This window comes from Priestia megaterium, assembly GCF_046599315.1.
Lineage (GTDB): Bacteria > Bacillota > Bacilli > Bacillales > Bacillaceae_H > Priestia > Priestia megaterium_F.
In genome coordinates, this window is sequence record NZ_JBKIKC010000011.1 from 1 (window position 1) to 14,534 (window position 14,534).

Annotated in this window: 14 protein-coding genes and 1 pseudogene; 7 read left to right on the plus strand and 8 right to left on the minus strand. The window is 32.1% G+C overall.

Features of this window, described 5'->3' with window-relative positions; translation table 11 throughout:
- From ACLHDF_RS23410 to ACLHDF_RS23435, 6 genes are all read right to left on the minus strand, one after another.
- Nucleotides 1-437: aldo/keto reductase (locus ACLHDF_RS23410; protein ID WP_413920992.1), on the minus strand; the 437-nt coding region annotated here is incomplete at its 3' end.
- 216 nt (nucleotides 438-653) lie between these two features.
- Entirely contained in the window at nucleotides 654-1,853 is a 1,200-nt protein-coding gene (gene pseC / locus ACLHDF_RS23415) for a UDP-4-amino-4,6-dideoxy-N-acetyl-beta-L-altrosamine transaminase (RefSeq protein WP_413920993.1), read from the minus strand.
- Nucleotides 1,853-2,818 carry a dTDP-glucose 4,6-dehydratase gene (locus tag ACLHDF_RS23420; protein ID WP_413920994.1) on the minus strand — a complete coding sequence of 322 codons (966 nt, stop codon included), beginning with the start codon at nucleotides 2,816-2,818 and terminating at the stop codon, nucleotides 1,853-1,855. The genes pseC and ACLHDF_RS23420 overlap by 1 nt, the downstream gene beginning before the upstream one ends.
- A 19-nt stretch (nucleotides 2,819-2,837) precedes the next feature.
- Nucleotides 2,838-3,842, minus strand: a complete 1,005-nt coding sequence (locus tag ACLHDF_RS23425) for an SDR family NAD(P)-dependent oxidoreductase (RefSeq protein WP_413920995.1) — start codon at nucleotides 3,840-3,842, stop codon at nucleotides 2,838-2,840.
- A gap of 223 nt (nucleotides 3,843-4,065) precedes the next feature.
- Complete coding sequence (locus tag ACLHDF_RS23430) at nucleotides 4,066-5,496, minus strand: hypothetical protein (RefSeq protein ID WP_413920996.1); 1,431 nt, start codon at nucleotides 5,494-5,496, stop codon at nucleotides 4,066-4,068.
- A 4-nt stretch (nucleotides 5,497-5,500) separates the two neighbouring features.
- Nucleotides 5,501-6,271 carry a glycosyltransferase family 2 protein gene (locus ACLHDF_RS23435; RefSeq protein ID WP_413920997.1) on the minus strand — a complete coding sequence of 257 codons (771 nt, stop codon included), beginning with the start codon at nucleotides 6,269-6,271 and terminating at the stop codon, nucleotides 5,501-5,503.
- A gap of 484 nt (nucleotides 6,272-6,755) precedes the next feature.
- Here ACLHDF_RS23435 and ACLHDF_RS23440 point away from each other — a divergent pair.
- Nucleotides 6,756-7,353, plus strand: a pseudogene (locus tag ACLHDF_RS23440) (IS6 family transposase).
- A 582-nt stretch (nucleotides 7,354-7,935) separates the two neighbouring features.
- Here the strand turns inward: ACLHDF_RS23440 and ACLHDF_RS23445 are convergent.
- Entirely contained in the window at nucleotides 7,936-8,916 is a 981-nt protein-coding gene (locus ACLHDF_RS23445; protein ID WP_413920998.1) for a glycosyltransferase family protein, read from the minus strand.
- 2 nt (nucleotides 8,917-8,918) lie between these two features.
- Nucleotides 8,919-9,227 (minus strand): CGEA protein, encoded by a 309-nt coding sequence (locus ACLHDF_RS23450; RefSeq protein ID WP_413920999.1) that lies wholly within the window; start codon nucleotides 9,225-9,227, stop codon nucleotides 8,919-8,921.
- 237 nt (nucleotides 9,228-9,464) lie between these two features.
- On the opposite strand from ACLHDF_RS23450, the gene ACLHDF_RS23455 reads away from it, so the two are divergent.
- The 6 genes from ACLHDF_RS23455 (at nucleotide 9,465) to ACLHDF_RS23480 (ending at nucleotide 14,176) form a co-directional block, all read left to right on the plus strand.
- Complete coding sequence (locus tag ACLHDF_RS23455) at nucleotides 9,465-9,785, plus strand: hypothetical protein (RefSeq protein WP_413921000.1); 321 nt, start codon at nucleotides 9,465-9,467, stop codon at nucleotides 9,783-9,785.
- A 91-nt stretch (nucleotides 9,786-9,876) separates the two neighbouring features.
- Nucleotides 9,877-10,623: a sugar phosphate nucleotidyltransferase gene (locus ACLHDF_RS23460; RefSeq protein WP_413921001.1), complete on the plus strand. Its 747-nt coding sequence runs from the start codon at nucleotides 9,877-9,879 to the stop codon at nucleotides 10,621-10,623.
- Complete coding sequence (rfbB, locus tag ACLHDF_RS23465; protein ID WP_413921002.1) at nucleotides 10,616-11,578, plus strand: dTDP-glucose 4,6-dehydratase; 963 nt, start codon at nucleotides 10,616-10,618, stop codon at nucleotides 11,576-11,578. Before ACLHDF_RS23460 ends, rfbB begins: the two co-directional genes overlap by 8 nt.
- On the plus strand, nucleotides 11,575-12,429 hold the full coding sequence (rfbD, locus tag ACLHDF_RS23470; RefSeq protein ID WP_413921003.1) for a dTDP-4-dehydrorhamnose reductase: 855 nt from the start codon (nucleotides 11,575-11,577) through the stop codon (nucleotides 12,427-12,429). The genes rfbB and rfbD overlap by 4 nt, the downstream gene beginning before the upstream one ends.
- Complete coding sequence (locus tag ACLHDF_RS23475; protein ID WP_310331411.1) at nucleotides 12,419-12,877, plus strand: dTDP-4-dehydrorhamnose 3,5-epimerase family protein; 459 nt, start codon at nucleotides 12,419-12,421, stop codon at nucleotides 12,875-12,877. The genes rfbD and ACLHDF_RS23475 overlap by 11 nt, the downstream gene beginning before the upstream one ends.
- Nucleotides 12,878-12,892: 15 nt before the next feature.
- A complete protein-coding gene (locus ACLHDF_RS23480) occupies nucleotides 12,893-14,176 on the plus strand; it encodes a glycosyltransferase family 2 protein (RefSeq protein ID WP_413921004.1) in 1,284 nt (427 codons plus the stop codon).
- Nucleotides 14,177-14,534 lie beyond the last annotated feature (358 nt).

Sequence of the window (14,534 nt, forward strand, 5' to 3'; positions counted from 1 at the left end):
ACATCAAAGCATTCCAATTCAATTACTTTCTCGACTTCTTTGGGTTCATAAATGGATACTCCTATTTTCTTAACAAGGTGTTTTTTCTTTAATTCAAGAAGGTGTTGAACGACTTCTCCATGGTGAGCAATCATATCTATCGGATCATGAAGTAAACAACAATCAAGCTGAGAGAGTTTAAGTCTACTTAGTGAATCTAAAATAGTTTTCTCTATAAATTGATAACGTTCATTAAAAGTTAGAAGGTTATTCGAGTGAACAGAGGGGATTTTAGTAATGACAGAGGGGGGAGTTCTATTCTTTTCAACACACTGACACTCTATATATTCACCAATTAACGCCTCAGAATTACCATACTTTGATGCAGTATCTAATGAATCAATGCCATTGCAAATGGCATAATCAATTATTTTTAAACTTTCTTCTCTTGGTGGCATTCCTATTTTATTTGAGATTCCATAATGAATTCCTAATTGAGCAGTTCCTAATGTTAGCTTAGATACAAAATTTTTTTTTTGAAGGTAGTCATACTTAACACTCCTATAATTGATACTAAATTTATTATTTGTCTCAAGTTCCCTTATTCATTTCATCTAGGAACCTTTACTATCCTTTTCACAAACTCCATAATATTTCATTACTAACTCTCTTCTTTATTTTATAACAGAATAAAATTTAATTACTTTTTTTACAGCCTGTATTACGTCCAAAGCATCTTCCTCTGTCATTCCAGAGAATAATGGCAAAGTGATGATTTCTTCATATAGCCTTTCAGATTCTGGACAGATACCTGACTTGTATCCCAATTGTTTATAAAATGGCTGAGTGTGCACTGGAATATAATGAACATTAACCCCGATATTTTCCTTTTGTAATGCTTGAAAAATTTCTTTTCTGTCAGCTTTCAGTAGCATTAAATTCAATCGAATGATATATAAATGCCAGCTCGAATCGACATCATTCAATTGTTTTGGAAGAATAATTTCAGGTAACCCTTTTAGTTCTTCTTGGTAAATTGATGCATACTGCTTCCTTTTAGAAATAAAGGAATCCAACTTCTTTAGCTGTGATAATCCAAGAGCTGCTTGAATATCTGTCATTCGGTAATTAAATCCAAGGAATTGCATTTCATAATACCAGGGACCCTGATTTTCAACCAATTTGTTAGGATCACGGGTGATCCCATGTGTACGAAACTGGAGAAGTTTTTGATAATATTCTTCATCATTCGTTGTAATTATTCCACCTTCTCCTGTTGTAATATGTTTGACGGGATGAAAACTAAACATAGTCATATCACTAATTGAACCAATTTTTTCATTTTTATACATAGCTCCTAATGCATGAGCTGCATCTTCTATTATTATTAAATTGAATTCTTGAGCAATTTTCACAATCTCATCCAGTTCAACAGGCTGTCCTGTAAAATGAACAGGTATAATTGCCTTAGTTTTACTTGTAATCTTGTCTCTTACCGATCTAGGGTCAATATTGTAAGTATCCGATTTAATATCCGCAAATACCGGTAATCCTCCCTGATAAAGAACCGAGTTAGCACTGGCAACGAAGGTCATCGGTGTCGTAATAACTTCATCACCATCTGATATTTCTGCAGCGAAACAGGCTCCATGCAAGGCTGCTGTTCCACTTGAAAATGCAACAGCATACTTCGTTCCTACATATGCTGCTACTTGTTCTTCGAATTGGCTTATTATTGGGCCTGTTGTAATAAAGTCACTTTTCAAAACATTTATTACTGCCTGAATATCTTTCTCATCGATAGATTGCTTCCCATATGGCAAATAACGCTCTCTTACAGGCCTTCCTCCATGAATCGCTAAGCAATGCTTCATTATTCTTCATGCTCCTTATGTGTTTCCTTAATTGATTTAATCCATTCTTTTGTTCTCTTGACACCTTCTTTAAGGCTAACTTTAGGCTCCCATTTTAATAGGTTTTGAGCTTTAGAATAGTTACATAGTAGCTTTTGAATTTCACTTTGAGGATGAATGTGTTGAACGTGTTGAATAGCTGAAGAATCATTTGATATTAGCAACGCTAACTCATTAATTGAGATATCTATTCCGGTTCCTGCATTTATAATGTGGCCATTTGCTTCATCTGAATATCCAGCACTAACAACAAAATCTGCACAATCTTCTACGTAAAGTAAATCTCTTGTTTGTGTTCCATCCCCATATATACTTTGTGGTTTTCCATCTAATTTATTCTTGATGAAAATAGCTACAACTCCGCCTTCACCTCCTGTTTTTTGAAAAGGCCCATACGTATTAAATGGGCGAATAACCACAACTGGTAACCCATAGGCATGGTAATAAGAAAGAGCCATATTTTCAGCGGCAATTTTTGCCCCCGCATATGGAGAAGCGGGTTTTATCGGATCTATTTCTGATATACCACCTTGATTACAAGCGCGATCATAAACCATACACGTACTCATAAAAACCACCTTTACATGGTGTTTACGACATTGTTCAAGAATATTAAAAGAACCAATTGTATCATTTTCAAAGGTTGTTTTTGGGTCGTCGATACTATCCTGAACATTAATACTTGCTGCAAGATGGTAACAAACATCAAATTTATTTAATGTGAAAATATTGCTTAAAAGTTCTTCGTCTTTTATATCACCTTGCACAAATTTTATAAAATTAGGATTTTCACAAAATTCATTAATGTTTTTTATACTTGAGTTTGCTAAATTATCTAATACCCATACTTGATTTTTGTCTTTTAATAACCTTTTAACTACCCATCTTCCGATAAAACCTGTACCTCCAGTGACCAGAACGTTCATACTATTATCAACCCTTCTTTTATATTAGTCCCTCAGATTTTAACAACTGGCGGACTTCTTCTTTTGAAATTGATTCTTGACTTTCCGAACTATATGTTCCTTGAGGTGCTTTGGATGCATTCTGATATGAGTTTGCTTTCCCAAAATTTGATGGAATTAAAAACATACCCGGTAATTCTAAAGCAAATGTGGATTCATCAAGAGTCATGAGTTCCTCATACATTTTTTCCCCAGGACGTAAACCAATTTCTTGAACTTCGATTTCTTCACAATTTAATTGATATTCTTTACATGTTTCTTCTATGATTACAGATAGTAAATCCTTTAATAAAATAACCGGCATTTTTAAAACGAATGTTTCACCACCTTTAGATTCTTTAAGAGCTTTTATCGTTAATTCTGTAGCCTGGGTTAATGTCATCATAAAACGACTCATACTTAAATTTGTTACTGTTACTTTCTTTTTATTTAAAATTTGTTTTTTAAATAATGGAATAACTGAACCTCTTGACCCCATAACATTTCCAAATCGGACACTAGAAAAAACAGTTTTTGCTTTTCCTTTGCTGTACTCTGCCGATATCATCAACCTTTCAGCAGTAAGCTTTGTAGCACCATAATTATTTGTCGGAGATATAGCTTTATCTGAACTTGTAAACACGACTTTTTTTACATTTTGAGCAATCGCTGCTTTAATTACATTATTCGTTCCTATTATATTTGTTAAAACTGCTTCGTAAGGATTATACTCACATGAGGGGACATGTTTCATTGCAGCAGTATGGAATACATAATCGATATCTGACATCGCGCTTAAAACCCGCTCATAATTACGTACATCTCCAATTAAAAATCTCAAATTATTTTTTTGCCCAATTTCATTCTGTAAATTAAATTGTTTGTATTCATCCCTGCTGAAAATTCGTATGACACTAGGTTCTTCTTTAAGAATTTGTTTCACAAGACTTGTTCCGATTGTGCCTGTTCCACCGATTACTAAAACTTTCTTATCCTTAAAAAACAAATTTCTCCCTCCTTCCTTATCTTGATTTCTAATAATCTAAAACAAATATAAAAAGAAAAATCTTTGGAATTATATATAATTATTAATCATTTTATCCTTGATAAAATAAAGCTAAGTGAAGGAAATAAATTTAGAGAACTAATATATCTCTTCATTTTATTTTAAGTAACATAAATCCTATCTACTGTGCCCTTGGCCAGTATCTTTTTTAGAATAATTAGTCTTACTCATCACTTCTTATATTCGCTAATTCGTAAATTAGATTTGATAAACTTTTTCCAGCGTTTTTCACTTTATATTTCGTTGCCAAGAACTGATTTTTCATATTATTAAACGACTCATTTTCATTAGGGTCAGAATAATAATTATTTAATACATTAACTAGAATATCAGGATCTGATTGAATAAAACGATCAAAACTTTCATAATAGTCATACGAACGATTACGATTATTATTGATAAAATCATAAATAAAAACTGGCTTATTAAACAGCAAGCCCTCTAATGCCATAGTAGAAAGTGAAGTCAACACACCATCAACATTAGAAAGAAGATCATAGGTATTTACACTTCTATTCGTTATAACTTCAATCGATTTATACCTGGATTTAAGTTTTAAATAAAAATTATACTTCCCTTTTCCAATTTCCCATGGATGGGGCTTAATTATAATCTGATATTTTGAATTAGTAGCAATCAGGTCTATGAGCCTACCGAACTTCCTCAGGTCTAGATGCGGACCTGTTGCAATTAATAAGGTCAATTTATGAGGGTCGATTTTAAATTGTTTCACAAAAAATTGTTTAGAAAGATGTTTTTCTGTAAAGATTAGATCGTATCGAGGATGACCAATTACAGAAATTCGATTATTGGATAACCCTCGCTCCTCATACCATTTTTTCTCATACTCACCATATACAGCCATATATGATGCGAAGGCTGGAAGATAAGCTTCCTCTCCCATTAAGATACCATGTTGTAAACAAATACTTGGTATGCCCAACATAGATGCAACTATTACAAGAGTCCTACTTACAATATCTTCAGTTGTTCCTACAACAACACTTAGGGTTTGATGCTTCTTATAAATGTTAAAAACTGTAGCTATGGTTTCAACTATCATAGGTATCCGTTCGATAAAAACTTTCCTGAAAAAATCGTTCCCAAATGCAGGATGGTCTTCGTAATCCGAAAAAATATTAGTTGCTTCAGTAATCAGACTATCAGAATCTTTTTTAGTATTCTCTTTGTATTTTCCAATATATTCATTGGGTAATCCTAGTTGATTTAAAACCCTTGCGTTGGAAAGGATAATTGCATTATCTTTATGGAAGATTCTTGTCATAGTTTTTTCTGGTATTTTAATAAAAGCAGAATTTATTAATATTTTACCTGTGGGATTTGATATAAGGGGCTTCCTTAGAGGATTTAACCAGTGTTCGAAAAAAGGTTGAATTTGTTCTGGACTAGTAATTTGATGCAAGAATAATTTCTTAAAATCTTCGTGTTCCATTTTTCTTTTTAATTCCTCATCAATTTGCTGATAGAAATTTGTCATCAAAGCAAGAGGAACACCTTTAAATTTTAAGTTTTTGAACTTATCAATAAATTCTGTATATAGTGTCCAATAGTTTAGTAAATATGTCCTGTTCATACATTCACTTCTTTCTAAGAGCTCTTAATTCGTCTCTCAATTCCTTACAATTCCTTTGCTCTGGAAGCATTTTAACAAAATCATTTTTTTTCTTTGCAAATATTTGATGGTGGATGGAATATTGAGTTATAAAATTATTGTCTAACACCTCATTAATTGGATAAAACGGCCAATAATGATTGAGTCTCCAAAAAAATCTAGCATCACCAATCCTGTAAAATTGAGGATCTTCATCCCAATATGATCCAAATTCCTCCTTGACAGTTTGGAGGATTTCTGCCCTATGCATGATCGAACAATGGTCAATTGTACACGGAGCTATCCATGTTACTCCTTTTGCCGGCCTCGTAATTTTTTTGGTAGATACTTTATTTTCATTTAAGTAACTAGTTGTTGAAGCTGAATAGACAATCATAGTTTCTAGATGTTCATCTAGAAACTTAACCATTTTTTCCAAACGTACAGGTTTATATAAATTATCATCTGTTAAATAAGTGATATATTCTCCATTTGCTTTCTCTAATGCAAGATTAATCAAAGCTGCATATCTCGTTTTTTCTACCCGCTCTGCTATCGATTCAATGTCACTCTTAAAAAACTTAATCCTTTGATCTTCTAGAAACGGCTTGATTTTCTCTAAAGTTTCTACGTCTGAGTTATCATCCATAATAAACAGCTCAAAATCTCCATACGTTTGGGATAGAACAGAACGAATTGCATTAGATACAAAATCAGGCTTATTATAACTTGTCATAATAATAGATACCTTGGGCAAAGGCTTTTCCTCCCTCCTAATTTACGTTCGTTATTATCCTATGAGTAAAGTGGTTAAAGTGGAATGGTTAAAAAACTATTTCTTCACAAGAATGCAGCTGAGTTTTCTGTAATTAGTGTTTGTTTATAATACAATAAATAACTTTTGGATTGAACAAAAGATCATCTTCTACAATATCTACTGTATAATATTTGACATTATACAAAAATACTTAAATCCAAAAATGCCTAGCACCTGTTACACCACCATTATGTGAAACTCATTTACAAATTGGAAAATGAATTTGTATGTTATTATTTTTGATCCCTTTAGAAGATGACCAGCACCTTTTTTAGATTGCTAACTCCGGTTCTGATGCAAAAATTCCGAGGCAATTGCAATGAATACCCAAATCTTGAATACGCTGATACTATCAATCTAAAAAAGAATGTGTATCGGCATGAAAAAAACTGCAGAATTTAAGTGAAAGCATTATAAACCAGAAATTATTCTTCTCACAGTAAGATGATACCTCCGGTACAACTTGAGTTTTCGTCATATAGTAGAAATAATGGAGAAACGGGACTTATCTATAGCTCACACAACCATTATGTGTTGGGTCCATCAATATGATCCCGAGTTGGATAAGAGAGTACGGCGTCATCTAAAAAACAATGCTTCGTGGAGAGTGGATGAAATGTATATAAAAGTAAAAGGACAATGGATGTACTTGTATCGTGCCGCCGATTTGGATGGGAATATCATTGGCTTTTTTCAAGAAGCACTCCTCGTTTCATTACTGTAGATAAGAATCCAACTTATCCAATAGCGATTGAAAAGTTAAAATAAGAAAAACGATGCCTGAAAGCATACAAATAAGGCAAGTTAGATATCTCAATAAAATAGTAGAACAAGATGACCGTATTATTAAGAAACGTGTGTGTTCTAAATTGGATTCAAGTCTTTTCCCACAGCTATATCCATTCTTTCGGGAGTAGAATCCATCCATGCATATGATCAAAAAATAACAGATTGATTTACCTGATCAGTCCGTCCAAAATCAGAAAGAATTCATCCATCAATTGTTTGGGATTGCAACATAAAATACGTTTCCTCTAGTCCCTGTTTCTGTTTTCTTAGCAATGTAAAGGTTTGTAAATAGTCTCAAGGTTCCTTATTACCTGCAAAATCAACTTCCCCACTTGTAAATATAATTTAGCTACGGGGATTTTGTACTCTTAATTATATACAGCCTTCTTAATCTGACATTTCAACTGTAGTTAATTGTTAAACTTATCTCAGTCGCCCTGTTCAAAGTGTCCTATTATAAGACTAACATCAGTTTTTATCCATCTTTTTATATGACAAATAGTAGGAGATTTTAATTTTGTTGTTACTACACCACTTAATCTCCATTTTCTAAATTCACTATTACTAATTTTACCTTGAACCCCAACAAGTATTTTTTACTACAGTCCTTTTTTAGACATAAGAAAATCCCCCTAAATAAACAGTTCTGCTTTTCTAAAAAACTGTCTACTTAAGAGGGATAATAATAACTAACGGAAAAAGTCTGTTCTATACCCAGTGAATTTCATTTACCATTTGAAATAAGTACGTAAAATCGGATTCCATAAAGAGTTTATATATCCATTTCAAATCAATACAATTTTCTCATTAGAATTTTATAAAGGAGTATATTTTTTAACAATATCTACGATAGTAGAGAATCTTGAATCCCAAGTGTGATTAAATAATACTCTGTTTTTAGCCTTATCAGCAATAAGCCTTCGTAAATCATCTTCTCGCATAAAACGATTGATTTTCTCAATACATTCAGATAAATCGTTGTAGCAGATAATTTCGTCCTGTTGATACTGATTATATAGATCCTCTTTATAATCAATAAGCTGAAATGCACCACAAGATGATATATCAAAAGTCCTGTTATTAATACTTTTACTTTGAACATGTAAAGAGTTTTGATTATGAATAAAATTGGTTTCTCTATGATGGTTAATCACAATTTTTGCTCCATTATAAAAGGAAGTTGCTAGCAAAGGAGGAACCCATTTATCTATTATACAAAGGTGTTTCAACCTTTGAAGATTTTTAGGTATTTGATTTCGCCATCCTTTGCCAACTAATGTAAGCTTATAATTTGTATTTTCCAAGATTAGCTTAGCAAGATTTACTCTTGAAGGATAGGGATAACCTAAAATAAGAATATCACTCTTATAGTATTCATCTGGTTCTTTTTTTTTAAAAACACTTGGGTTAGTTCCTAGAGGTAAATAAAATATATTCTTGTAGCCCCTACTGTTATAAAATTCATAAGCTCCAAAGTCAATTGTAAGAATTACATTTTTATCATTTATAACCCTTAAAGATTTATCTATATAAAATGGATCTTCAGTTAACCAAATAAAAAAGGGAACTTTCCATTTCTCCAAAAATTCAAGTAATAACTTATTAATATTGGCTCCCATTAAAGTAAATACGAAGCTCAATGAATGATTTTTAGAAATCTCAATGACTTCCTTAACGGAAGTACTTGAAAAAACGGTTATTATTTCAAATTTTTTTTCTTTAAATGCCTCTATTATCCACTCTTCTAGATAACTATAGATTCCCCCATATCCCGAATAAATGTAAAGAACCTTCATATTTATGAAGTAAATGAAATGCTCTCTACTTTTGTACAATCAATAACAGTAGTTGTTGTAGCACCCGGTGTAAAAGGATCTGTCTCTCTTAAAGTTACAGCACAACTTGCGTTGTTGAAGCCAACAAATGTAGCAGGACCATAAACATGTCCAGAATCCCCTACAACTGTTACAGTAGTTCCTGGAATTAATCTAGCGAATGTGAAACAGGCAGTTCCCTGACATCGAGTTAATGGAAATGAAGCACCTAATGAAGCACCTAATGAAGCATCTAATGAGGCATTTGCATTAGCTTGTAATTCTAAAGCCATAGTTTTCACTCCTTTTTATTATGATTAATAATAGAGTATGCAAACTTGGCTCTCTTCGCATGGACAAATGCTATAGAAGCAATAAAAAATTTATTCGAATTTAAAAATCCACTAATGCATATCCTCCTTCTTTTTCATTATAAAATTGAAATATATGGTCAATTGTCCAATCAAAAATAAAAAGTATTTAATATGAATATATAGTAATGACTTATTATAAGAAAGCGAGGGAGTCTTATGTTAGATCCCGCAAAAAGAGCTCAACTATTACGTGGGTTGTTGAGTACAACTATTCCAACTGAAGAGTTAGTAACAACAACCGAAAACAGTACTTTTGGTGCTAGTCGAGGAAGTAGCTTTAGGGAGCGATTAGTTAATGCACAGGAAAGTGGTCAACCTATTCCTGATGTAACTCTAACTAATGGATTGAAATTTACTAATGTAGTTGTAACAGAGGTTAGCTCAGATTCAGTTCTTTTTACTGATCCTGAAACAGAGCATACGGCTATTGTAAGAATTGAAGCAATCTCTAGCTTTGGTACATTATCTCCTGCGTAAGATAAATGAAGAGCTCCGTAATACGGAGCTCTTTATTTCTGAAAATATCTGAATTTAACAAAGAAAACAATTAAAGAGAGGAGAAACGGCGATGAAAGGAGTTATTTTGGCAGGAGGAACAGGAACGAGGTTAGCCCCTTTTACGAAAGTTATCAATAAGCATTTACTTCCAGTAGGCCCTTATCCAATGATATATTGGTCGGTTAAGAAGTTGGAAAATGCAGGAATCAGCGATATTCTTATTATTACACATGAGGACCATTTGGATAACTTCAAAAAAATCCTAGGAAATGGAAATGATTTAGGTGTTAATATAACATATAAAATTCAGCCATATGCAGGAGGTATTGCTCATGGTTTACTTTATGCCAAAGAATTTATAAAAAAAGAGAAGTTTATTTTTATGCTTGGAGATAATATTTTTGAAGATTCCTTATTACCATATGTAAAAAATTTCATTAATCAAGATGAAGGAGCAAAAATTTTACTTAAAAATGTTGAGGATCCAGAAAGGTATGGTATAGCAACTGTCAATAAAATCACTAATCAAATTACTTCAATTGTTGAAAAGCCTCAAAATTCTTCATCAAATCTTTGTGTAACAGGCATTTATATGTACGATGATGGGGTTTTTGAATATATAGACTATTTAAAAACTTCTGATCGGGGAGAACTTGAAATTACGGATATAAATAATATATACATTTCTAAAGAAAAACTGTCCTATGAAGCTCTTCAAGGTTGGTGGATTGATGCAGGAACCCATAATTCATTATTTATAGCAAACCAATTAGTGTATAAAGAGCTCAATAAGTTAAGGACTGATGATAATGAGTAAAGACATTCTTGTCACCGGTGGAGCAGGTTTCATTGGTTTAAATTTTATTTATTATTTGCTAAAGAATACTTCATATAATATAACCATTATAGATTCACTTACCTATGCAAGTCATCCAAAGGAAATTTTCAAACTAATATCAGACTCTAGAATCCGTTTTATTAAAGGAAACATTACAAATGATAAAGATTTGCAAATTGCAATGGACCGTAAATATGAAGGAATTATCCATTTTGCAGCTGAGTCACATGTAGATAAAAGTATTGAAAATGCGGATGATTTTATACAAACGAATATAGTAGGTACTTATCACTTATTACAACATTTATTAAAGGGATATGCAAAAAAAATGATTCATATTTCCACAGATGAAGTGTATGGAACCCTTAAAACGAATCAACCACCATTTACTGAGGAAACGCCTATTTCACCTAACAACCCTTATTCAGCTACAAAAGCAAGTTCTGATTTATTAGTACGTTCTTATTATGAAACTTATAAATTACCCCTTATTATCACAAGATGTAGCAATAACTTTGGTCCTTTCCAGCATAAAGAAAAATTTATTCCAACCATTATTAACAGTGCTCTTCACAATAAAAAAGTTCCTGTTTATGGAGATGGAATGCAAATAAGAGATTGGCTTTTTGTAGAAGATCATTGTAGAGCAATCTTTTCAATTTTTGAAAAAGGAACATTGGGTGAAGTTTACAATATTGGAGGAGGAAATGAGAAAACGAATTTAAGTACGGTAAGACAGATATTAAATCTGCTGGGTAAACCTGATAGTCTTATAGAACATGTTGAAGATAGAAAAGGACATGACAGGAGATATGCAATTGATTCAACTAAGTTGCAAAGAGAATTAGGATGGGTGCAAACTTTTTCATGGGATCAAGCATTAGAAGAAACAGTAGCCTGGCACATAAAGAAATTTAAGGAGTATTCGTTATGAAAATAATACTAACAGGAGGGGAAGGACAGCTCGGTAGGGAACTAGGCCAAATATTTAAAGAGGAAGGACATACGGTATTACAATATAGTAAACAACAATTAGATATCACAGATCGTACTCAAATAAGAGAAATTCTAAAAAAAATAGAACCTGAGCTCATTATTAATACAGCAGCATTTACAAAGGTTGATTGCTGTGAAACTGAGCTAGAAAAAGCTTACCTAATTAATGGAATAGGTCCTTATTATTTAGCTGTCGAAGCAAAAAAAAAGAACATCAAACTTTTTCATATTAGTACAGATTATGTATTTAGCGGTGACAAACTATCCCCTTATGAAGAGGAAGACACTCCTTACCCTAAAACCATTTATGGAAAAAGCAAGAGATTAGGGGAAGAATTAGCGTTAATGGCTTGTGAAAATATTACAATTATTAGAACTTCATGGTTATACGGACATGGAGGTCAAAATTTTGTTAATACTATTAAAAAATTAAGTAATCAATTAGGCGAAATTCGAGTTGTAAATGATCAGTATGGTTGCCCGACTTATACGAAAGATTTAGGAATCGTTATAAAGGAATTAATAACAAGACCACCAGGTATTTATCATGTTACGAATTCTGGAAGTTGTAGTTGGTTTGAATTCGCGAGAGAAATTATTAAATTATTGAAAAAGCAAACAAAGATTATTCCTGTTTCTACAGAGGAGTATGGTCTAAAAACTCGGAGGCCTCTCTATTCTGTCCTAAGTAATAAAAAATTAAATAGCTTTGATATTAAAACAAGAAATTGGAAAGAAGGATTACAAGAATATTTAAAAAAGGAGTGTGCAGACAAGAATGAAGATTGAAGGAGTCAAGTCTAAGAAGCTGATTAAACATTTTGATGATAGAGGATTTTTTGCCGAAGTATTAAGAGATGATGATGGATTACTATCCAATTTTGGACAAATATCATGGTCGACTTCTTATCCCGGTGTAATTAAAGCTTTTCATTATCATGAGGAACAAGATGATATATGGTTCTTTCCATCAGGAAATGCTCAAGTTGTACTTTATGATCTCCGAGAAAACTCATCTACAAAAGGGCGAACAAACGTTTACTATATGGGGGAACATAATCCTCTCATACTATTAATTCCTAAAGGTGTTGCCCACGGTTATCGCGTTCTTGGGGAAAAACCTGCTACCATCATTTATTGTACAACAAAATCTTATAATCCTATTCAACCCGATGAGAAAAGAATTTCATGGAACGATAAAGAAATTAATTTTGATTGGGAGACAAAATATCGATAGTAGTTGGTGATAAAGTTGGAACCTTTAATATCAGTAATTTTGACTAGCTACAACAAACCATTATTTGTTGGAAAAGCTATTGAGAGTATGTTAGCTCAAACAGAAACAAACTGGGAATTATTTATTATGGATGATAACTCGAATTCAGAAACAGTTAAGGTAATTAAGAGATATATAGAAGACCCTCGTATTTACTATTTTAATAGTAATATTGAACACAAAGAGCGTTATAAAACCACGAGATACGCCACTATAATCAACGATGCCCTAAAAATGGTAAAAGGTAAGTTCATATCTTATCTGACAGATGACACAACATTTTTACCAGAACGATTAGAATTAATGAGTCAGTATTTTTATCAACATCCAGAGTGCAATATTTTATACTCTTCTCAACTAGTAAAGCAAGTTAATATAGAGTTTAGAGAAATTCGTCGGTTTATCCGTCAAGCTAAACAACCATTAAAACATGCAGCATTTACTGTAGACCACTGCTCAGTTATGCATAGGAGCGAACTTATACACGAAATACACTCTAAATACGGAAATTACTGGGATGATAATCCCGATCATTGGAATCACGGTGATGCAGCTTTTTGGAAAAGATTAAATGAAAAAAATATCTTTTTCCCTATAAATAAAATTTTAGATATTACGTATAAAACACCCGACTCCTTTCAAACATTATTTAATTCTCTACCTTCCAATATTATAGAAGGTACAATTGTTAAAGGTAGCTCTGAAGATATTTATTATATTCAAAACTATTCGAGAAAAAAGATAACTGAAGAAATATTTGCTCTGTTTAAGTTTTCTCGTTTCCATATAGTTCACCTTCCAGATCCGATATTGTATAAAATTCCTGAATCCGAACCTTTGGGATTAGAAATTTTACCTAATTTTATAGTGGTATACGCTCACGATATGAATTCATATTTCTACTTAGAGAGTGGTCAAAAGAGATTAATTGTTGATTGGTCGACTATGAAGCAATTAAAGTTTAACTTTAAAAATGTTGTAAAACTTGATGGGAAACTCTTAAGCTCCCTTGATGATGGACCTTTACTTACTACTATGAACAAAAAAAACTTTATTCCACCAGGGAGAAAGCTTTTTAGAACCCCCTCAAAACTTTGGATTTGTTTCGATGGCATCATGTCAGAAATCGACCCTAGAGTAGCTAAAAGATTTCATCTTGAAAAAGATTCAATTTCAATCTCTTCAGCATTTCTCCAAAAATATAAAAAAGGTAATCCAATTATTCCTTTAAGTTCTTACACCTCATTTAATATCATTTAGATTAAACGTTTATATTTAAACGAAAAAACCCCTCTTATATCTTAATTTTAATTAGATATAAGAGGGGTTTTTTCTTGTTTCATTTTATTAGAATATTTCCTTTAACATATAAATAAAAGAAGTATTTTTCATACTTTATTTAGAGAAGTCACTTTAACCCATAAACTAGAAAGAGATAGTGTAGAAACTTTTATCTACTTATTACATAAAAATAAGGGGATTTTAATAAAAATATTTATTCTGAATTCATTTAGTAGTTCATCCATTAATAGTATTGATAAAACAAATAATAAATAACATTGTTAGGAAAGGGCTCCTTATATATCCAAAATATCTAGTTAATTATCAATATAATATC